Annotated in this window: 12 protein-coding genes; 9 read left to right on the forward strand and 3 right to left on the reverse strand. The window is 47.5% G+C overall.

Features of this window, described 5'->3' with window-relative positions; all coding sequences use genetic code 11:
- The first annotated feature begins 387 nt into the window (after window positions 1-387).
- Together IE163_RS01385 and IE163_RS01390 are read left to right on the forward strand one after the other, a co-directional pair.
- Window positions 388-3222 carry a TonB-dependent receptor gene (locus tag IE163_RS01385; RefSeq protein ID WP_189429358.1) on the forward strand — a complete coding sequence of 945 codons (2835 nt, stop codon included), beginning with the start codon at window positions 388-390 and terminating at the stop codon, window positions 3220-3222.
- Window positions 3223-3313: 91 nt separating this feature from the next.
- Complete coding sequence (locus IE163_RS01390) at window positions 3314-4798, forward strand: tryptophan halogenase family protein (RefSeq protein ID WP_189429360.1); 1485 nt, start codon at window positions 3314-3316, stop codon at window positions 4796-4798.
- 60 nt (window positions 4799-4858) lie between these two features.
- Here the strand turns inward: IE163_RS01390 and IE163_RS01395 are convergent, their stop codons facing one another.
- Entirely contained in the window at window positions 4859-6280 is a 1422-nt protein-coding gene (locus IE163_RS01395; protein WP_189429362.1) for a hypothetical protein, read from the reverse strand.
- Window positions 6281-6548: 268 nt separating this feature from the next.
- Between IE163_RS01395 and IE163_RS01400 the strand changes: the two genes are divergently transcribed.
- Window positions 6549-9392 (forward strand): TonB-dependent receptor, encoded by a 2844-nt coding sequence (locus IE163_RS01400; protein WP_189429364.1) that lies wholly within the window; start codon window positions 6549-6551, stop codon window positions 9390-9392.
- Window positions 9393-9474: 82 nt separating this feature from the next.
- Window positions 9475-13461: an alpha-1,6-glucosidase domain-containing protein gene (locus tag IE163_RS01405; RefSeq protein WP_189429366.1), complete on the forward strand. Its 3987-nt coding sequence runs from the start codon at window positions 9475-9477 to the stop codon at window positions 13459-13461.
- A gap of 199 nt (window positions 13462-13660) precedes the next feature.
- Here the strand turns inward: IE163_RS01405 and IE163_RS01410 are convergent, their stop codons facing one another.
- Together IE163_RS01410 and IE163_RS01415 are read right to left on the reverse strand one after the other, a co-directional pair.
- On the reverse strand, window positions 13661-15358 hold the full coding sequence (locus tag IE163_RS01410) for an SGNH/GDSL hydrolase family protein (RefSeq protein WP_189429368.1): 1698 nt from the start codon (window positions 15356-15358) through the stop codon (window positions 13661-13663).
- 42 nt (window positions 15359-15400) lie between these two features.
- Entirely contained in the window at window positions 15401-17194 is a 1794-nt protein-coding gene (locus IE163_RS01415; protein WP_229833389.1) for a tetratricopeptide repeat protein, read from the reverse strand.
- A 142-nt stretch (window positions 17195-17336) separates the two neighbouring features.
- On the opposite strand from IE163_RS01415, the gene IE163_RS01420 reads away from it, so the two are divergent.
- The 5 genes from IE163_RS01420 (at window position 17337) to IE163_RS01440 (ending at window position 21177) form a co-directional block, all read left to right on the forward strand.
- Complete coding sequence (locus tag IE163_RS01420) at window positions 17337-19175, forward strand: carbamoyltransferase family protein (protein WP_189429372.1); 1839 nt, start codon at window positions 17337-17339, stop codon at window positions 19173-19175.
- Between the two features lie 33 nt (window positions 19176-19208).
- Complete coding sequence (locus IE163_RS01425) at window positions 19209-19610, forward strand: SxtJ family membrane protein (RefSeq protein WP_229833390.1); 402 nt, start codon at window positions 19209-19211, stop codon at window positions 19608-19610.
- Window positions 19610-19762 carry a DUF5989 family protein gene (locus tag IE163_RS01430; protein ID WP_189429376.1) on the forward strand — a complete coding sequence of 51 codons (153 nt, stop codon included), beginning with the start codon at window positions 19610-19612 and terminating at the stop codon, window positions 19760-19762. The genes IE163_RS01425 and IE163_RS01430 overlap by 1 nt, the downstream gene beginning before the upstream one ends.
- 210 nt (window positions 19763-19972) lie before the next feature.
- Window positions 19973-20287, forward strand: a complete 315-nt coding sequence (locus IE163_RS01435; protein WP_229833391.1) for a CsbD family protein — start codon at window positions 19973-19975, stop codon at window positions 20285-20287.
- Between the two features lie 71 nt (window positions 20288-20358).
- Window positions 20359-21177, forward strand: a complete 819-nt coding sequence (locus IE163_RS01440) for a BON domain-containing protein (RefSeq protein ID WP_189429377.1) — start codon at window positions 20359-20361, stop codon at window positions 21175-21177.
- Window positions 21178-21277: the final 100 nt, after the last annotated feature.

A 21277-nucleotide genomic window follows, 5' to 3' on the forward strand; every position in this document is an offset into this window, starting at 1 on the left:
CACCTGCTATTTTGACCAGCTATTGTTCTGGTCAGCTGTTGTTCTGGTTTGCACTTGTCTGAGACAAGCATAAACAGCCTATTGCAAATAGGAAACATGCTGCATACGTATGCAGTTTTTTTGGTGCAATCTTTGGCTGTAGTTCTTTAATGGCCGCGCCTATGTTTGCTATTTCGGCGTTTTAGCTCAGTATGCACAACGATAGTGCAGGTTGGTCATGTTTTGCACCCTGTTTGTGCGTCTTTTTTGCTATGAATACGTATTCATATTGAGCTGGCGAACGAATAAGTTTAATAAATGAGCATGGCGAAACCGAAGCTGAGCATTTTCAGCAAGACTTACGGATTTGCAGTAGCAAAACAACAACAGACCGGGGTAGATAGGGTTATGAATAAATTTAAACTTAGCATGCTGACATTAGCATTAGCAGCGGCAGGTACCAGCTCAATGGTTTTCGCGCAGGAAACGGCTGATGCGCAAACACAACAGGCACAAGAAGAAGCTATAGAAGTCATTTCTGTAACGGGTTTTCGTGGTTCGTTGCAGCGTGCACAAGCGGTAAAAATGAGTGAAAGCTCAGTTGTCGAAGTGTTGTCAGCTGAAGATATCGGTAAATTGCCTGATACGAGTATTGCAGAATCGCTGGCGCGTCTTCCTGGTTTGGCAGGTGAGCGTCGTAACGGTCGTACCAGTGGTTTATCTGTCCGTGGTTTTAACGAAAACTATGTGGGAACCTCGTTAAATGGTCGCGAGCTGTTAGGGATGGGTGACAATCGTGGCGTTGAGTACGATTTATACCCATCAGAAATTGTGTCAACAGCCATTGTATATAAAACGCCAGACGCATCTTTAGTGGCGCAGGGCATTGGTGGCACCGTTAACTTGGAAACCGTTTCGCCACTACGAGCTGAAGCAACTCGAGCAGTAAATTTAAACTTAGAAAAAAATGCTGAGGACTCTGGCAACCCCGATTATGACAACAACGGACATCGTATTTCCTTTAACTTTGTAGATAAGTTTCTTGATGACAAGCTTGGCCTGGCCTTTGTTGTCTCTTCAATGGAAACTCCACGTCAGGAACAGCAGTTCCGTGGCTGGGGTTATGCCGACGCTAATCCGGATCGTGCTGCACCTGGCGTAACTGTGCCTGCGGGTACTGTGGTTTTGGGTGGTCATGATTCATTTACGCGTTCAGCTATGTTAGAGCGTGATGCGATAGCCGCTATTGTTGAGTATGCTGTGAATGATCGACTCGTTGTAAAATTTGATGGTTTGTATATCGACTTTACTGAACAAGATGTGCGTCGTGGTTTAGAGGAAGGTGGCGCTGAGTGGGGCACAGGTGCCTACACCATCACTGGCGTTGAAAACGGTTTAGTGACCTCTGGTTTCCATGATGGTTTTTATTCTGTTGTTCGCAACGATTCGCGTCGCCAAGATGCAAAATTGAAAACCTATGGCGTGAATCTTGATTATCAGATCAATGATTACTGGACTGCCAACCTCGATCTGTCAACCGGTAAAGTAGACAAAACCATTACTGATGTTGAAAGTTATTCTGGTGTTGGGCGTGCTGGTACAGCAAACCGCCCTCTTACCGCACGTGCTTGGCAGATGACGCCTAACGGTGTTCGTTACAGTAACCACCCAACTATCGCACCTGTAGATTTAACTGATCCGAGCTTAATACTGTTAGCGGGTCCACAAGGCTGGGGTGGTGCATTAAATCCAGTTCAACGTTTCCAAGGCGTTCCTGGCTTTGGTCCTGATACGGCGCAAGATGGTTTTGTAAACCAACCTGTATTCTCTGAAGGGTTAGATAGCGTTAGTTTAAGTTTTGATGGTGAAGTTGACTGGGGTATTTTTACTGGTGCTGAGATCGGCGTAAGTTACCAAAAACGCTCTAAAACCAAAAATAATAAAGGCGCTTTCTTAACCGCCAATACCTGGCCTTCTGCAGGTGCTATTCCTAACATACTGGGCGTAGCTGACTTAAGTTTCGTTGGTATTCCAGGTGTATTGGCCTATGACAGCTTGGCGCTTTATAACAGCGGTTTTTATATCGAGACTGATGCCGCTTTACTGGAAAATGGTCGTTTTGGTGACACTTACAAGATTTCAGAAACCCTAACCAGCTTATATGGTCTACTGCAAATCAATACTGAAATTTCCGACATGCCAGTGCAGGGTAATGTGGGGGTGCGGATAGTACAGGCTGATCAGAGTGGTGTTGGTTATAATACCTTCTCTAACGCTCAAGGCTTTACTAATGCTCTAAATGCATCTGGTGATGCGAAGTACACCGATGTGTTGCCTAGCTTAAACGTGAGTGTTGAGGTGGCAAATCGGCAATATGTGCGTACCTCATTGTCAAAGGTGCAGAGCCGGCCACGTATGGACCAAATGCGTCCGAATTCTCAGGTAACCTTCCAGTTTAATGACTCGAATGTGCTGAGCACTAACCCTGAAAATAGTCCTTGGGGCGGTAATTCCGGTAATACTGGTCTGAAGCCACTTGAGGCAAATCAGTTTGATTTATCTTATGAAAACTATTATCACGATAATGGTTACTTCGCTGCCAGTTTCTTCTATAAAGATTTAACCAACTGGCACCGTAGTGAAACGGTCTTAACAGATTTCTCAGAATTTTATATTCCGGGTTTTCACCGTTCATCAGAAGAAACAGGCTTCCAGCCGCCAGCCTTATTTGTGGGTGGTTTGTCAGTGGTATCTGATGGTTTAACCGGTTTTGTTCGTGGTTATGAGTTACAAGCCAGTGTACCTTTTGAAATCCTTCATCCGTCGTTATATGGTTTTGGTATTGTTGCCAGCGCCACCTTTATGGATGGAGAGTTAAGCGATGGTCAGCGTATTCCAGGTCTATCGGAAGAAATATACTCCCTAACCGCCTATTATGAATATGCGGGTTTTGAGTTCCGTATTTCAGGAACCAAGCGTGATGCCTTCTTAACAGAAACCAGAGGCTTAAGCTTGGCGTTAGATTCTGTTGTAGACCGTGGTGCCGAGCTATGGGATGCGCAGATTGGTTACGATTTTACCGAATCGAATATTGATTGGTTATCGGGCTTACGGGTAACGCTGCAAGTACAAAATATAACCAATGAGAAGACGGTGCAGACGAATGGTTCTGATCCGCGTCAGATCACGCTGTTCCAAAGTTTTGGTACCAACTATATGCTTGGCTTGAACTATAAGTTCTAACTTGGCTGACGACTCTGCTGTGGCAGAGTGGTAATGGTTACCTTTAACGCATTAGCCCGGCCTTATGGCCGGGTTTTCTAAGGTGCAAGGCATGAACGCTGTTAAAAAGGTTGTTATTCTTGGTGGTGGTACGGCAGGTTGGCTAGCAGCTGCGTTACTGAAAAAAGTGTTAGGTAGTGCGATCGAACTAGAGTTAGTTGAATCGGATGATATCGGCACAGTAGGCGTAGGTGAAGCGACTATCCCCCCCATTCGCTTGGTTAATCAGGTATTGGGTATCAGTGAGGCTGATTTTTTCCGGGAGACCAAGGCTACAGTAAAGCTGGCAATCAAATTCGAAAACTGGAAGACCCAAGGAGAGAGTTATTTTCATACCTTTGGTGCCCCAGGCCGCAGCTTAGCTTTCTGCCATTTTCACCATTTGTGGCAACGGGCTAAAAAATTTGGTGAGCAGCCCAGTCTATGGGAATACGATCTTAATTATCTTTGCGCACTTGCCGGTAAATTTGCACCGATTAACAGCAAAGATGCCATCTTAGAACTACCTTATGCCTACCATTTTGACGCCGGTTTATATGCACGTTTTTTACGTACTTATAGCGAGCGAATGGGCGTAGTTCGGACTGAGGGTAAAGTTGTCAGTGTCGAACAGTACACCAATGGTGATGTTAAACATTTAGTGCTGGAAGGGGCAAAAATAGTTAGCGCTGATTTGTTTATTGATTGTTCAGGGTTTAAAGGTTTGCTCATTCAAGACACCTTGAATACCGGCTTTGATGATTGGAGTCATTTATTACCTTGCGATCGTGCAGTTGCCGTTCCTTCAGAACGTTTTGAGCACACCCTTCCTTACACTCGTTCTATTGCCCACAGCGCAGGCTGGCAATGGCGGATACCCTTACAGCATCGCAATGGCAACGGTTTAGTGTTCAGTAGTGCCCACTATAGTGAGCAGCAAGCAGCCGATCTGTTGATGTCAAATCTTGATAGTAAGGCTTTGGCTGAACCGCGCGTGATCCGTTTTAAAACGGGGCGGCGGCGTAAGCAGTGGTATCGCAATGTGGTGAGTATCGGTTTGTCTAGTGGCTTTCTTGAGCCGCTGGAGTCAACCAGTATTCATTTAATCCAGTCTGGTATTGTAAGATTAATTCAGCTGTTCCCGCATCACGGCAACACGGCTGGGTTACAAGCCGAATACAACAAGCAATCAGAAGTTGAGTTTACCCAAATACGCGACTTTTTAGTGCTGCATTATCATGTGAATCAGCGCCAGGATAGCCAGTTCTGGCGTGATTTGCAGCAACTTACTATCCCAGATAGTTTACGGCATAAAATCGCTATTTTCAGAGAAAATGGAGCCTTGTTCCGCGACCAGAACGATTTATTCCTGGAAAGTTCTTGGTTGCAGGTGATGATTGGCCAAGGTATAGAACCGAAAGATTACCATCCAATGGCCAATAACTTTGAAGGACAGCAACTTAGAGAGATGCTAGAGGGGATCCGTCGTATTAAACAAGAGCCTTTAGCTAAGTTGCCCAGTCATGATGAATTTTTAAGACGAATTATGGCGAGTTAACGTTGCGCCCGTGACGATAATGTATCTGCCTTGGCCGTTGCTCAAACCGTCAGGGCTTTGCTAATTCTGCCGCTGCTCAGCGCTGTGCCATAAATTCTGATTTTCGGCCAGACTGAAAAAATTATCAGGTTGCCAGCAGTGTGGCAGTAATTTTCGGGCATATTGCGCATCACCATCTTGGTACAACACGTTTAACAGCTCGCGCAAGCGCTTTTCAGGCAAGGTTTTTAACCGGTCACGTGCTGGTTTAAAGTATAAATTTAGTTCAGTGCTTAAGTGAATATTATAGCCAGTATTACGATAATGCTGATTCCGACTTACCACTCGGCAGCCCGGTTGTTCAGGCTTCTCCGGGTATAGGCTATTGACTATGGCGAACTCGTATCTTAGTTGCGGTTTCCCATCATCGCCCAGCGGGGTATAAACAACACCATAGCCCTGAGGAAACAACCCCAGTATCCTAAAAATCCGGTCGACTAACCGACCATCATACTCAGTACGCCTTACCGCCTCTCTAAGCAGTAACGGGGCTTTGGGTAAGGCGTCATAGTTATAACGACTCCGCCCTGGCAATATCACAGAAGTATAGGCTTGAGGCACCTTAAATAAACTGCCAATTAGAGTATTTGCTGGCGCTGTGATAAAGCGATTTAGCAACGCGACCAGTTGCTGCTGTTGTTGTTGGTGTTGCGCGCGCTGTTCGCGATGATTGCCACGATACGGGAGATCCCCCAAACCGAACCGCAAAAAGTCAATACACCCCTGCTGACTAAAAGCTAAATACTGCTCTCGCTCCGCTGCACTCAAGGCCCGCTCTGTTTGATTGGCACTATCTTGTTTGGCTAAGATGCTCTGAGCGTTTAGGTTTAGCTGCCCTATATGCTGAATAATACATGCCATAACAAGAGGCAGCTGTAATTGTTGGCGATAAGGGCAATTTTCTGGTTCATTAAAGTTACGCTGCTGGTGCCACAACCGCCATTGCGGTTCTTTAATAATATTGTGCTGTAGCAAGTCATCTAATAATCGCAGTGTTAATAAGGCGCGGTAGCAGGGTTTGTACGCATATTCTAACAACGCCGTTTTCCGTTTTTTACCCAGGGCAGTGATCAATAAACTACCAAACAAGCGCGCACTAAGAGTCAAGGTTTCAGACGGCTGAAGGCCTTCGCTAAGTTGCAGCAAATTTTCTGCCAGTTGGCGTAAAGCCGTCCAGCGTTCCACTCGATGTTTTTCATCTTCGTACTGTAAATCGGTAAAGGTCTTACGTGCTTTTTGCAGTAATTCTGCTTTGGCGTGCTCATGTTGAGCTTTTTGCCAGCTCTGTTCAGCCAGATCGAGCGCTTGTTGCTGTTGCTGCTGCTGGTTAAAGAACTCCTGCGCCATAGCGTAATAGCAGACATGGTGTGGATGGTAAAAATGTGCCAGCAATTGCTCAAGATTACGCACAAAAACGGCCTGTTTGCCAAAAGCAAGGTTCAAGAAAAAGCTCCACGACGACTTAATTCAACAAGAACACAAAATAGCATTCCCGAAGAGCGCTGCAAAGCCGCTTATACGCAAAATATTGTTTGCACCAAAAAGACGCTGCCTGATGAGTCTTTGCACCATCAATAGGCTTGTGAATACGTATTCATATTGCGAAAAAAACCATTCCGGTTAATAACTAAACAGATAACAAATAATTTGCACCTTTTAGCGCAGGCTAGCTGGCGTAAGCACAATAAACACAAAGACGGGGAAAAAAGGTATGACTATGTTTAGGCTTAGTCTGCTGTCGTTAGCTATGCTAGCGGCAGGCACCAGCTCGCAGGGGTTGGCGCAACAACAACAAAACGAACCCACCACCGAAGAGCAGGTCGAGGTAATACAGGTTCGGGGCTTTGCTCAAAGCTTATTTCGTTCACTGGACTCCAAGCGTTTTGGCGATGTGGTATCGGAAACTATTTCAGCAGATGATTTGGGAGCCTTACCTGATGTTTCGATCGCCGATGCCTTAACACGACTTCCTGGTATTTCGGCAGTTCGCACCGGAGGTCAGGCTGCCGAGATCAATATTCGCGGTATGTCGGGTGGCTTCGTTTTTTCTACGCTAAACGGCCGCGAGCAGGTATCAACCAGCGGCAAGCGTAATATTGAGTTTGATCAATACCCTTCTGAGTTAATTAATTCTGCTGCGGTTTACAAGTCACCCAAAGCATCTTTGATTGAGGGGGGGGTAGCCGGTACTGTAGAGCTGCAAACGGCCAGTGTATTAAGTAATCAACAGCAGCATACTTTTACCGCTAATTTACGTGGCATGTTTAACGACAGAGCCAATGAAGTGCCAGATGGTGAAGAGATGGGGCATCGTTTTAGTTTGTCTTATCAGGGCAAATATCTGGATGACACCCTTGGCGTGGCTTTAGGTTATGCCCGTCTGTATCAGCCAAGCGTGGCAACCCAGTTTATCGGTTTTGCTTATAACGTGAGCCGAGACCTCAATAACGACAACCGGCCCGAATATATTAGCGAAGGTTTTGAAATTCAGCATTTAGGCGGTGAGGAAACCCGTAATGGCTATCTAGGTTCGCTGGAGTGGCAACCGCATGACGCCTTTAGCCTAAAAGGTGATGTGTTTATCTCTAAGTTTGATAAAGAGGCCTTTGCCCGCGGTTTCCGCGTTAAGTTCGAAGGGGCTACCGCCAACATTTCAAATCCTATTTATAACGGCTCATCAGTGATTGGCGGCAATATAGGCAAAGCTCGCAACGGCTTTACCCGGGTAGAAGTGGTCAATGATGACAACCGCGACTACGATGAAGTGCATAGTTATGGCGTAAAAGCGGACTGGGATATCAACGATAGGGTTAATCTGGTATTTGATGTCTCGCATTCGCGCGCCAGCAGTGATTTCCGTAATGGTCTATTGTGGGCTCTTGTAGCAGAGGATGCGACGGTTGCAAACCCGGTGTTAGATCCTAATGTTTCAATCAACTATTTGTTAAATGGTATGAATTTACCGGCTGTTGGTTTAAGTCAGGCCGCGGCATTTTCGGATGTAAACCGTTTAATGGTGAGCAAATATGGTATCTATCCGTTTGTAAATTCAGATGAAGTTAATGCAGCAAGGCTTGATCTGAGCTTTGACTTAGAACTGCCGTTGTTACGCTCTTTAGAAATGGGTGTGCGTTATTCAGCGCGCCGTTATTCGAACGATCGCTCAGTGTTTGAATATGGTAGTGACGGTGCTTTCTTAAGCTCACAGCCACCATTACGTTTAACGAATGACATGACCAAAGTGGTCAATTTTAAAGGTGATTTTGCCGCTTACCCGAGTTATTTAGCGGTAGATCTGGATAAAGCCCTGGCTGCCTGGTTTCCACAAGGTGTGCCACAGCCTGTGCAATCCTGGGGAGCGGGTAACCCCGATGTTATCAATGGTGACCCCAACTCTAACGTCAATACTCCCTGGTCGGTGTTAGAAAGTGGCCGTGTTTATGAAGATGTACTGGCAAGTTACGTGATGGTAAATCTGGATACCGAGCTGTTTGGGTTGCCGTTAACGGGCAACTTAGGTGTGCGACGGGTAACTACCGATCAAAGCGCCACCAACTTGTCAGATGTCGGTGGCGATCCTTTGCGCGGCGCGCAAAATATTGCTGACCAGGCCGGCTTAATTAATACCCGTTATGCGTTTGATATAGTGGGTGATAAGTACACTAAACATTTGCCTAGCCTGAATTTGAATTTAGCTTTGACAGAGGAATGGCAACTGCGTTTTGCCTCTGCCAAAGTCATGTCACGGGCTCCGATTAATCGGTTAGCCTCTGTCACATCTTTTAATATTAGCGATACCGGTGAGATAACAGGCAATAGTTCCAATAGTCCTTTCTTACGTCCATTTGAAGCCAATCAGTACGATGTTTCGCTTGAATATTATTTTGGAACGGGCGCAGTAGCGTTAGCACTGTTTTATAAAGATATTCAATCCTTTATTCAGGACGATGTGTTACCTGAGTTTGATTTTAAAGGCGCAGGTTTCCCGGTGCCTGATTTTATTATTCCTGATATTGAGTCTGGGGTGCCAGTAGCTACCCGCAATGGCTCGTTATTTACTGCGGTCAATAACAGTAATGGGGGTTATATCCGGGGGGCTGAGATCGCCTGGACTCAGGTATTTAAAGAATTACCTGGCGCTCTGTCAGGCTTGGGAGCGCAGCTCAGCTACTCCTATACCGAAAGCGAAGTATCGTTAATTAATAGTTTAGGTGGCGAGCCTTTTGAAACCAGTTTTGAAGGTCTATCCAAGAACGTGATTAATGCTACGGTTTTTTGGGAGTATGAGGGGATAGATACCCGCATAAACGCCCGCTATCGTTCGCCTTTTGTGTCTAGCCAGGTCGGGATTAATGAGCAAATTACCAACTTTGATAGCGAGTTAGTGTTGGATTTCCAATTTGGTTATCAGTTTAACGACAACCTTAAAATGTTGTTTCAGGTTAATAACCTAACGGATGAACCCACTAAGAGTTACTTTGGCCAACAAGCCATGACGGGCACGCTGCAATACTTTGGGCGTCAGTATTTCTTAGGTGCAGTGTATTCATTCTAACTGAACTCATTAAGACCCGGGCTGACTTGTTTTTGTAAGTTGGCTCCAGGTCAGACAAGCATAATTTTGGAGTAAGCACATAATGTTAAATCTGCTTAAAATGCTCAAACTGAGCGGGCTTGCCTTAGCGGCGAGCTTATTATACGGATGTGGTGGTGGTGACTCTACCAGTCCAGGTACCTCGTTACTCACTTGTACCCTGCCGCAAATTCCTAATCCGACCAATTCGGCCTGTATTGATCCACCACCGTTTTCCTGCCCAACCGGGCAGTTCCCTAATGCCACTAATGATGGTTGTCAGGTGGGCAAGGATCCTGACGCGCCGGCACCTGTTGTTGTTGCTGGTGTCGATCAGGCGGTGCTGTTTTATAAAAGACCGCAGGATGGCGCCTATGAAGGTTATCGTTTACATACCTGGAATAATGAAACTTGTGATGCGTATTTACCCTCATCAGTAGCCCCGTCTTGGGACAATGGCCTGCAGTTCAATGGTATTGATCCAAACTATGGCGCTTACTGGATTTTAAACTTAAAGCCCGGCTACGCGGGCACCGAAGGCGCCTGTGGTAACTTTATTATCCATATCGGCACCGACGATGCAGGTAAAGATCCTGGCCCGGATATGCAAATGCCGTTATCACAAGACGATCCAGACTTTGCTCGCATGAATTGGGTATTCTCAGGTATCACCAGCATTTATGAATTTCCGATTGTTTCTTTAGGCGTCAGCATTCAAGGCGCTTCTGCGCACTGGTTAGATACCAATACCTTTGTTTGGAATACGCCGGTTGCCGATACCGCTCCTGTCGTTAAGTTATTTTATTCAGCCAGTGCCGGTTTGACGGTAAATAATAACGATCAAATAGAAGGTGGTAGCAGTATTGAGTTAACGCCTGTTGAGTTAGACGAGCAACAGCGGGCGTTGGTGCCACATTTAAGTAATGCTGCGGCTTTTAGTGCTGATTTTACAGCAGGTGATGCTAAGGCCATGGCGAAGAACCAATTAGCCCTTGCTGCCTATAACAGTGATAACGAGTTGATTAGTGCTTCTTATGTGCAAGTAGCGAAGGTGCTAGATGATCTTTATGCCAAGGGTGATAACAGCGCCCTGGCTGAAACTTTAGGCATCAGTTATGAGGGCAGCAACATTAAGGTTGCTGTATGGGCACCAACGGCCCGCAGTATGCAGCTGAAGGTTTATAATGCCAGCAAAGCCTTAACCAATACCCATGCGATGACGCTAAATGCTGAAACGGGCGTTTGGCACTACACCGGTGCGCGCAGCGCCTTAGATCGGCAGTTCTACCGTTTTGCCGCAGAGGTCTATCATCCGTTAACCCGTAAAGTAGAAATGACCGAAGCAACCGATCCCTACTCGGTAAATGTGTCTACTAATGGCCGCTATAGCCAGTTTGTCGATTTAGCCGACGAGGATACCAAGCCTGCCGGTTGGGATGCTCGGGTGGTGCCGGTGGTGGCCAACCCAACAGATATCGTGATCTATGAAGGTCATGTGCGTGATTTCAGTATTCGCGATCAAAGCACGCCGGCGCAGCATCGTGGTAAGTATCTGGCCTTTGCGGAAGCGGATACGGCGCCGGTGCGCCATTTAAGAAAGCTTGCTGAAAATGGTCTGACCCATTTCCACGTACTGCCATTAAATGATCAGGCCAACATTAATGAAGATGCCAGCCGCCGTATTAACTTAACCGATACCATTGGCCGCTTATGCCAATTAAACGCGCAAGCGCCGGTTTGTGGCATTGAAAACGCTAATGCTACTATCGAATCGGTACTGAAAAGCTACCTGCCGTATGAATCAAAAGCCCAGGCGTTGGTGCAAGCTATGCGCAGCATCGATGGTTTTAACTGGGGTTACGATCCGCACCACTTTATTGCGGTAGAAGGCAGTTATGCTTCTAACCCGGAAGGTATTGCCCGGGTTAAAGAAGTTAGAGCGATGATCAAAGCCCTAAATGATATGGGGCTGCGGGTGGCACTGGACGTGGTTTATAACCATACCAGTAGCTCTGGCTTATTCGACAACTCGGTGTTTGATAAACTGGTACCGGGTTATTACCATCGCTACAGCGAGACTACGGGTAATATCGAGCGCTCTACCTGCTGCGAAAATACCGCAACGGAACATAAGATGTTTGATAAATTTATCAAAGATTCTTTAGTGATTCTGGCGCGGGACTTTGGCTTTAATGATTTCCGCTTTGATATTATGGGGCATCATCCAAAAGAAGGTATTTTAGCGGCCCGCGAAGCGGTGCAGGCGATTGATCCTAATACTTACTTTTACGGTGAAGGCTGGAACTTTGGCGAAGTAGCCAACAACCGTCTATTTACCCAAGCCAAACAACAAGATATGGCCGGTACTGGTATTGGTACCTTTAACGATCGTATTCGCGAAGGGGTGCGCAGCGCTGCCTTGTTTAGCGGTGTCAATAACGATGGTAACCTGGCACAGCAAGACATCGTCCGTATCAGTTTAGCGGGAACCTTAAAAGACTTCGTCTTTAAAAATTACCGCGATATTACCGGTCCTGCGGTAAGTGCTAACTGGAATGGTCAAGCGGCTGGTTATGCGGAAACCCCGGCGGACATTATCAACTATGTGTCTAAGCATGATAACGAAACATTGTGGGACAACCTACAAGCTAAATTGCCGGAGAGCATGACACTCGCAGAGCGGGTAAGAGCGCAAAATATCTCCATCGCCATTCCGCTAATGAGCCAGGGTATTCCATTCTTACAGTTAGGTGGCGACTTCCTGCGTTCAAAATCAATGGATCGCGACAGCTATGATTCAGGCGATTGGTTTAACTATGTTGATTTCACCTATCAAACCAATAACTGGGCAGTAGGCTTGCCGCTAGCAGAGAAGAATGAAGCTAACTGGGAAAGTATTGCCCGCTTATTCTTAAACCGTGAAACTAAGGCGGCTAGTCAGGATATTCAGTTTGCCGCTGAGGTATTTGCCGAGTTTTTAAGTATTCGTAGCAGCAGTCCATTATTTAGGTTAACCAGTGGTCAGGCGGTTATTGACCGGGTGGGTTTCCACAATATTGGTCGTACTCAGCAACAAGGCGTTATCGTGATGAGTATCGACGATGGCGTAGGTTTAACGGATCTTGATCCGCAGCATGATGCCATAGTAGTGATGATTAACGGTACCAATCAGGAGCAATCGCACACAGTACCAACTGCAGCGGGCTTTGATTTACACCCCATCCAGCAGGCCTCGGTTGATTCTTTAGTGCGTAGCGCTAGTTTTAGGGCTGGCGATAATGCCGGTACCTTTACCGTACCCGCGCAAAGTATTGCGGTGTTTGTTAAACCACAAATGGGCATGCAGGGCGCTGGTTTAGCCGCCGATGCGACCCTGGGCGCACCCGATATTCCACCTTATGCGGCTACAGATGTGTTTGTACGTGGCGGCTTTAACGGTTGGGGCGAAGCCGATGCCTTTAGTTATGATGGTGCAGGTATTTACACTGCAACCATTAATATCGAAGAAGGCAGCTATGAGTTTAAAGTCGCTTCCAGCGACTGGGCTACGGTAAATATGGGTGCGGCAGCGGCAGGTAACCAAGTTGTTGTTGGCCAGCCACTGGTTATTGCTAACAGCAATGATAATCTGCGCATTGATATCGCTAAAACCTCTTCATATGTGTTTACCTTAGACGCCAATAATGCTGAGGCACCAACCTTAACGGTAACAGAGTATGTGCCTTATGGCCCAACTACGGTGTTCTTGCGCGGCGGTATGAACGGTTGGGGTGAGGCCGATGCCTTTAGTTATGTAGGTGCAAACTTATATAGCGTAGATATTAGTATTACGGCCGGTAGCTATGAATTTAAAGTGGCTTCCAGTGATTGGGCGACGGTAAATATGGGCGCCGGGCCAGCGGGTAATACCGTAACTGCAGGTGTGCCGTTGATTATTGCGCCAAGCAATGACAATTTGCGGATGGACTTTGCTGAAACGGCGACCTACAACTTTTTGTTAGACGCCACCTTCACCGAAGAGCCAGAGCTTACGGTTACCAAGAAAGACTAAGTAAGTCAGGCTATTAAGCCATAACGAAAAAAGCTGCAGTAATCCTGCAGCTTTTTTTATTGCCCGTTTTCAGCACCGGCTGTCGGTATTGCATTAAGCCGGAGCTTTGCAGCAAAGCAACACCTAAGTTTGTGCTTTAGCTGCAAACCTGGTCTCTGTTTGCGGTTGATTAGGGGGCCGCTATTAAACTGCTATAGTGTTAAAGTGTTTGTATTAACCGCTGCGCTTCCGGTGGGGCTGGATGGGTGCGCAGCGCCCGTTGTAAATAATGCTTGGCTTCACCTTTACGGCCCGCTTGCAGCAAAATTTGTGCGGCTTGCAGGTTCGCCTGACCATTATGCGGTAGGGCGTCGGCGATAATCAGTAAGGTTTTTAGTAGCATATCGCCATTACGTTGCTGGTGATAATACTGTACCAACTGGCTTTGCATGCTAAGCCAATCTAACTTGCCCTGCACATGCGCCAACGCCAATTGTTCGCTATAAGCAGTCGGTTCGGGAAACTGTACCGGCTCGGGGGCAGCTTTAAAGGGGTAATCCGCCGTTAATTGTAAAATCCGCAAATAACCGGCATGTTCTTCGGCTGGAGTTAATGGCCGTTCTTGCCAGGCAATATCCGCCGGCACTGGGTTTGGCCAAGAGCTAAAGGCTTGCTGCTGATAGAGCGCCCGGTAAAAGCTGTCGGCCAATAAAAAATAGCCCTGCACATTGGGGTGTAAATGCTCCAGCATCAGGCTGTTACCCACCAGCCCTTGTGGCGAATTGGCGATAAAGGCCGCTTCGCTATCCACTAAGATGGCGGCATGCTGTTTAGCTAACGCTTTAATTTGGTCGTTTATGGCAAGTGGCGCGCGAAAACGTAATAAGTCATGCTCGCGGGCCTGTGCAAGTTGTTGCTTGGCGAGATCGCTTTGCCCTTGCTGCCGATACCATTGCCCTAATTGATAATGCAGTAGCGCATGGCCGCTGTTAGCGGCCTCTTGCGCTAAGGCATTGGCAATTTGCTGTTGCTGCGCGGGTTGGCTAAGGCTGTTCAGTTGCTGCAATTGCTGTTGCTGGCTAGCGTTTAACGGCAGGCTTTGAAAGGGCGGCTGATCGGCTAGATTACTGACCACAGTACTGATATAAACCGGAATACCTGCTGCCTGATAGCGAGCTAACAAGCGGCGCATATTGCCATTAAACTGCTGAATGCCCGCCTGAAATGTCGGCGAGTCCAGGCTAATGTTTTTATCCCGCGCCACCTGCGCCATAAAGGTGCGGCTATTACCACTGCTAGTTTCTGGTAAGGGGCTAAGTTTTTGATAAGCCTGTTCTAACAGCTGGAAACTGCGCAATTTTCGTAAGCTAAGTAGCCAACGGGTAACGCGGGGCGAGGTCGCCGCTAAATAATTAGAGCCCACGCCAAGTAATCCGAGGTACTCGTTGTGACCGGCATAAATCAGCACAGCATCAGGCTTAAGCGCAATAATCTCGTCAGCAAAATCGAGCAGGGTGTAACTATTTACCGCTGATAAGGCAGTGTTCACCACTTCCACCGGCCGCTCTGGAAAGGTGCGACGCAAACGTTGCTCCAGCATACCGGCTAGCGCCGCGCCCATGCCGTAGGGATAACCCGCTGCGGTAGAGCCGCCTTGCACCACCAGACGAATACCATCTGCCGGCTTTTGTTGTAAGACAAAGCTGGGTTCGAGTTCTACCCTGGGTACCTGAGCGCCCTGTGGAAAATAGCGCTTAACAATCTGTGATTCGGTAACCAGATAAGCCGGATTCGCCGGGTTGCTTTTAAACAGGGGTAAGGGCTCGGCCGGGAATAGCCAGCGCAAGCTAAATTCTATCAGCACTAATAACAGTAACGGCAAGCTTATGGCAATAATTCGGAATAACCAGAGTTTCATAGGGTTTGCTCGCTGTTCTGTTAATTTTTGGTCTTGCAAAGACTATTGCCCGGCCTGCTGCATTTGTTGCGTTAATTGCGCCTGTTGGCGCAGTGCCACCGCATGGTTTGGATCGCGCGCTAGTACTTGTTCTACTTGCTGCAGTGCCTCGGGCCAACGGTCGGAAAAATAGTAAGTACGGGCTAACATTAAGCGGTATAACAGCTCATCAGGTGCCAGTGCTACTGCGCGCTGCTGATAATAAGCCGCTAGCGCGAGATCTTTGCTATCAAAATATAATTGGCCGGCGACAAAGGCGCTATTGGCGTGATTCGGTAAGGCATCGAACAATAGTGCCGCAACCTTGGCGGCCTGCGCCGGTTGCTGTTGTTGTTGATAATGCGTCAGTAGTTGCTTAGAGCTTTCCAGCCAACTTAGGCCCTGCGTGCGTTGCCAGGCTAGCTGTTGCTCTAGCGTGTTTTGTGGCCCAAAACTCACCTGTTGCGGGCGGCTAACAAAGGGGTAATCTGCCGTGAGTTGTTTAATTTTATACTCAGCTAAAAGCAGATCTGTAGGTGTTAGCGGGATGTCTGCCCAAGCTTGCTCTGTGGTTACGGCGGCGGCTGTAGCGCCAATATAAGACTTAACTGCAGGTAACCAGCTTTCTGCCAATAAAAAATAGCCGCGGGCATTAGGATGTAAATGCTCCAGCATCAGGTCATAACCAATAATGCCATCTTTAGTGGCTTGGCGTAGCGCCTGTTCGCTATCCACCAAGCTCAAGTTATAGGCGGCGGCCAAAGCGCTTAGTTGCTGATTAATGGCCATTGGCGCTCGAAAACGCAATAAATCATGCTCGCGAGCTAACTGAAAATGCTGTCGTGCACTGTCGCGTTTGCCTGCTGCGAGTAGTAATTCCGCCAGCTGAAAGTGCCAGCTGGCCACACGGTTATCTTGTTGCAAGGCTTGCTGTAACACCGCTATTGCTGCGGTAGCGTCCTCTGGTACGGTTAGCGCTGTTTTGCTGGAAACAAAGGGGGCCTGGCGCTCGTTACTGGCCAGGGTGCTAAAGATTAAAGGTACGCCAGCCTGCTGATAGGTGCGAGCCAGCGCCTGCATATTGGCCTGAAACTGTTTTATGCCAGCCTGATACAGCGGGCTATCCAGCTCAATATGTTGCTCGGCAGCAATGCGTGCCATCATAGTACGTTCATTGGCGGGTAGGGCGTTGTCAGCGCTGCTAAACAAACCCCACAATTGTTGCCCAAACTGAAAAAGAGCTAGCTGCCGCAGTTGAAGATAAAGCCATTTGCTGGTTTGGCTGCCGGTACCTAGCAAGGCAGAGCCAACACCCATAATACCCAAATACTCATTATGCCCGGCGTAGATAATGACTAAATCGGGTTTGATAGCCAGAATATCTGCACTAAGATCCCGTAAAGTATAAGAGTTTACCGCCGACATGGCGGTATTAATAACCAGAATATCGTGTTCAGGGTAAAGCCGTTTTAAGCGTTGTTGTAACATAGCAGCAGGTGAGCCAAAGCGACCATATGGAAAGCCAGCAGCGCTGGAGCCGCCTTGCAGCACAACACGGATCTGCCCTGGCGGTTTTTCTGCCAGAATATACTGGGTGTCGATAGCAAGATCCGGCGCTTGCCCAGGATTGGCAAAGTAGCGTTTAATTAACTCAGGATTGGTTTGTAAATATCCAGGCATAGCAGGGGCGGCTACAAACATCGGATACTGTTTATAAAATGGGCTTAAACGCAACAATCCCTCTACGGCCAGGAGCGTAAGTAGAGGGATCAGTAACGCTATAATATAGAACAGTAGCGGGGGTTTTTTCTTAACCATCAAATGCATCATGCCGAAGCTGGTAATAATGAAACTACGTTACCTTAAGCCTTGTTTGGCAGCAAGATTTTGCTGATTTAGATCTATCGCCAAGGGCGAAATCAGGTTAAGTTAACCAGATAAAAATAATACCAAGACAACTATGCGCTATATCTTAGGGATCTCCTGCTATTACCATGATAGTGCCGCTTGTTTGCTACAAGACGGTTGCATTGTTGCGGCTGCGCAACAGGAACGCTTCAGCCGCCAAAAACACGATGCGGCTTTTCCTGCCGAGGCTATTCGCTACTGTTTGGCGCAGGCCGGTATCAGCCTGCAGCAGTTATCGGCCATTGTCTTTTACGACAAACCCTTTTTAAAATTTGAGCGTCTATTAGAAACCTATTTAGCCCATACACCGCGTGGCTTTCGCTCGTTTTTGGCGGCGATGCCCATTTGGCTGAAAGAAAAACTGTACTTAAAAACGGTGTTACGCCGAGAGTTGCGCAGCCTAGCCGGCCTAGATAGCAAAACAACATTACCCACCTTACTGTTTAGTCAGCATCATCAGGCGCATGCCGCATCCGCGTTTTATGCCAGCCCTTATCAGGAGGCGGCGGTAATTTGTTTAGATGGGGTAGGCGAGTGGGCGACATCAACGATTTGGCATGGCAACGGCCGGCAATTAACGCCGCTGACCGAGTTACATTTTCCGCACTCGCTGGGGCTGTTTTATTCTGCCTTTACTTACTACTGCGGTTTTAAAGTTAATTCTGGCGAGTACAAATTAATGGGGCTGGCGCCTTATGGTAAGCCCCGCTTTGTTGAGATGATTTACCGTGAACTGATCGAGGTTAAGGCTGATGGCAGCTTTGCCTTAAATATGGCTTACTTTGCCTATCCGGTTGGCTCGCGGATGATTAGTAACAAGTTTGAGCAACTGTTTGGCGCGCCCGCCCTGGCGGCGGATGCCACGCCCAGCCAGCATTACCTGGATATGGCCGCTTCTGTCCAGCAAGTAACAGAAGAGATTGTGCTAAAGATTGCACAGCATGCCAAGCAACTAACCAACGCAACCAAGCTTTGTTTAGCCGGTGGCGTAGCGCTAAATTGTGTAGCGAATGGTCGCTTGCTGCGCGAAGGGCCTTTTCCGGAAATTTGGATCCAGCCAGCGGCTGGTGATGCCGGTGGCGCTTTAGGTGCGGCTTTATTGGCCTGGCATCAATATTATGCCCAAGAACGACACTGTGATGAGCAACACGATCAGATGCAAGGCGCTTATCTGGGGCCAGCTTATAGCGAGGCAGAGATCGTCAAGGTGCTTGAAGAGCAGCAGGCTCCTTACCAGCAGTTGGCTGCTGCCGAGCTTTACCCTGAGGTAGCCCGCTTATTGGCTGAGGGCAAAGTGGTGGGCTGGTTTCAGGGGCGAATGGAATTTGGGCCAAGGGCGCTGGGTAATCGCTCTATTTTAGGCGATGCCCGCAGCCCAACCATGCAAAGTGTACTTAACCTAAAAATTAAACAGCGTGAATCATTCCGGCCTTTTGCCCCGGCGGTGCTGGTTGAGCAAGCCGAGCATTATTTTGCACTGGCCACGCCTAGCCCTTATATGCTGCTGGTGGCACAGTTACAACAGCGTTGTTGTTTGCCAACAGATCCCGCGTTATCAGGTTTAGCCCAGCAAGCCCTGCAACGCTCGGTTTTACCGGCCATTACCCATGTTGATTATAGCGCCAGGGTACAAACCGTTTGCCAGCAAACGAACCCCCGCTTTTATCAATTACTTCAAAGCTTCTATACACTAACGGGCACGCCGGTATTAATTAACACCTCCTTTAATGTGCGTGGCGAGCCGCCGGTATGCAGCCCACTCGATGCGTTGCAGGGATTTTGGGCAACCGATATGGACTATTTGGTGTTAGGGAACTACGTATTAAGTAAAGAGGCGCAAGATCCAGCAAAGTTGGCGCAGGCACGGCAACGCTATTTTGCTGCGGATTAAGCGCGATAAGCCTAAAGTAACGGTAGGATGAGCATGCAATTATTAGCCAAAACCGATGTAAAAGCCTTGCGCCAATTTGGTTGGCAAATGGCAATAGCTATTCCCTTATTATTTGGTCTGTTATTACCTTGGTTATTTAGTTGGCCATGGCCGCTCTGGCCATTTTATCTTGCGGCAATCTTGCTGTTATTCGCTGCTATCTACCCAAGAGGGCTTTACTACCCCTATCGATTATGGATGGCGTTTGCTGCGATGATGGGGTGGCTTAACACCCGTCTCCTGCTGGGCTTGGTGTTTTATGTTTTAATGTTGCCTATAGGTTTGGTATTGCGGCTCGCCGGTAAGTTGCAATATCAACGCACGCCAAAAGCCGCCAGCTACTGGCAAACACCCGACAAAGCACCTACAGCTAAAGATTTGGAGAACCCTTTTTAATGCGCGAATTTTTAACCGATTTATGGGCGTTTTTACGGGTACGTAAAAAGCTTTGGTTACTGCCAATTATAGTGGTGTTGGCGTTATTAGGTGGGCTGATAGTAGCCAGTCAACAATCGGCGCTCGCTGGGCTGATTTATACGCTTTTCTAAAACCTGCTCTATCAAACTAGCAATCAGTGACCCTTTACCTTTTACCTAAGGCAGAGGGTTTTGTTTTGCGCTATGTAAGCAAAATAGATGTTGATGTAAATAAGTGTTGGTATGCGCGCTACCGCACCGAAACAACAATAATTCCTTTCTATAGTAGTTTTACTAACAATACGTAATTTCGCGTGTTGCTAAGTTTTAGCCGAGGCTACTATGAAACCACAAACGCATAAAGCTACTGACAAAGCCGATCGGAATCTTCCTGCTGATAAAAAACAAGCCGACAGCAAGTTTACGTCGGTAAAACCTGCTCTGCAATCCAGCGATGCGATCAAAGTAAAAGGCAAATGGGATTTGCAGGTCAAAGCAGCAAAACATGAGTGGAGTAAGTTAAGTGAAGCAGAGTTACTGAAAAGTGATGGTAATTCGCAACAACTTACCGGTCTGGTACAGCAGCGTTATGCTATTGAGCGCCAGGTAGCCGAAAAACAAGTTAAGGCTTTTTTAGCTAAGTGCAACATGGCTTGATTATTCGTGGCGTTGCGTGCGCGTTATGGCAATCAGCGCCCTCTTTATGATGCACTAAAAAGGACACAATTATGAATATTTATGGCCATAAATTATTGCTGGTAAGCGCAATCTCATTAGTATTAGGCAGCACTGCCTGCTATGCCGCAGAAACTGCACAGAAAACCGATACCACTAGCAGCATCGCCAATGCCAGGCAGGAAGCACAAATTTGGACAACCTATGCGTTAAGCCCCTATTTGCGGGCAAACGAGCTGAGTGTCAGTGTGACAGCAGGTAAAGCAACCTTAACCGGGCACGTGGCAGAAGATGTACACAAAGAGCTGGCGGGTGAGATTGCTGCCGGTGTGACAGGTATTGAGAAGGTTGATAATCAAATTATTGTTGATGCAGATTATACCGCAACGCCTAAGGCAAACAGCCGCAGTTATGGCGATGTTATTGACGATGCGACCATTACCACCGCAGTAAAATCCAAGCTGTTATGGAGTAAGCACACTGAAGGTATGGATACCAAAGTGGTAACGCATAATGGCAAGGTGCAGCTAAGTGGCACTGTGGCGTCCAGCCAGGCGAAGCAACAGGCGGAGAAGCTTGCAAAAAATACCGATGGTGTACGCGCGGTGGATAATCAACTCAAGATAAGTGATAAAGCCCAAACAGCGGAAAATAGCAGTATTATTGCCGATAGTTGGATTACCACTAAGGTGAAATCGACCTATATGTATTCCAGCAATGTTGCAAGCTCTGATATCTCTGTTACGACCAATGCCGGTGTTGTTACGCTTACCGGTAAGGTAGATAGTGGGGTAGAGCAAGCGCTGGCCGTGGAGCTGGCGCAAAATGTCCGTGGTGTAAAGAGTGTCTTGTCAGACAAACTGACCTTTTAACGCCTTGCTAGCTTAGGTATAGATGCCAGCCATCGTGGGTGGGTTGCTCAACTCAGCGATGGTATTGGCTTGTCTGGCGTCGGCGTATCAGCAAATGAGG

The sequence above is a fragment of the Alishewanella longhuensis genome (assembly GCF_014653435.1).
Taxonomy (GTDB): Bacteria; Pseudomonadota; Gammaproteobacteria; order Enterobacterales; family Alteromonadaceae; genus Alishewanella; species Alishewanella longhuensis.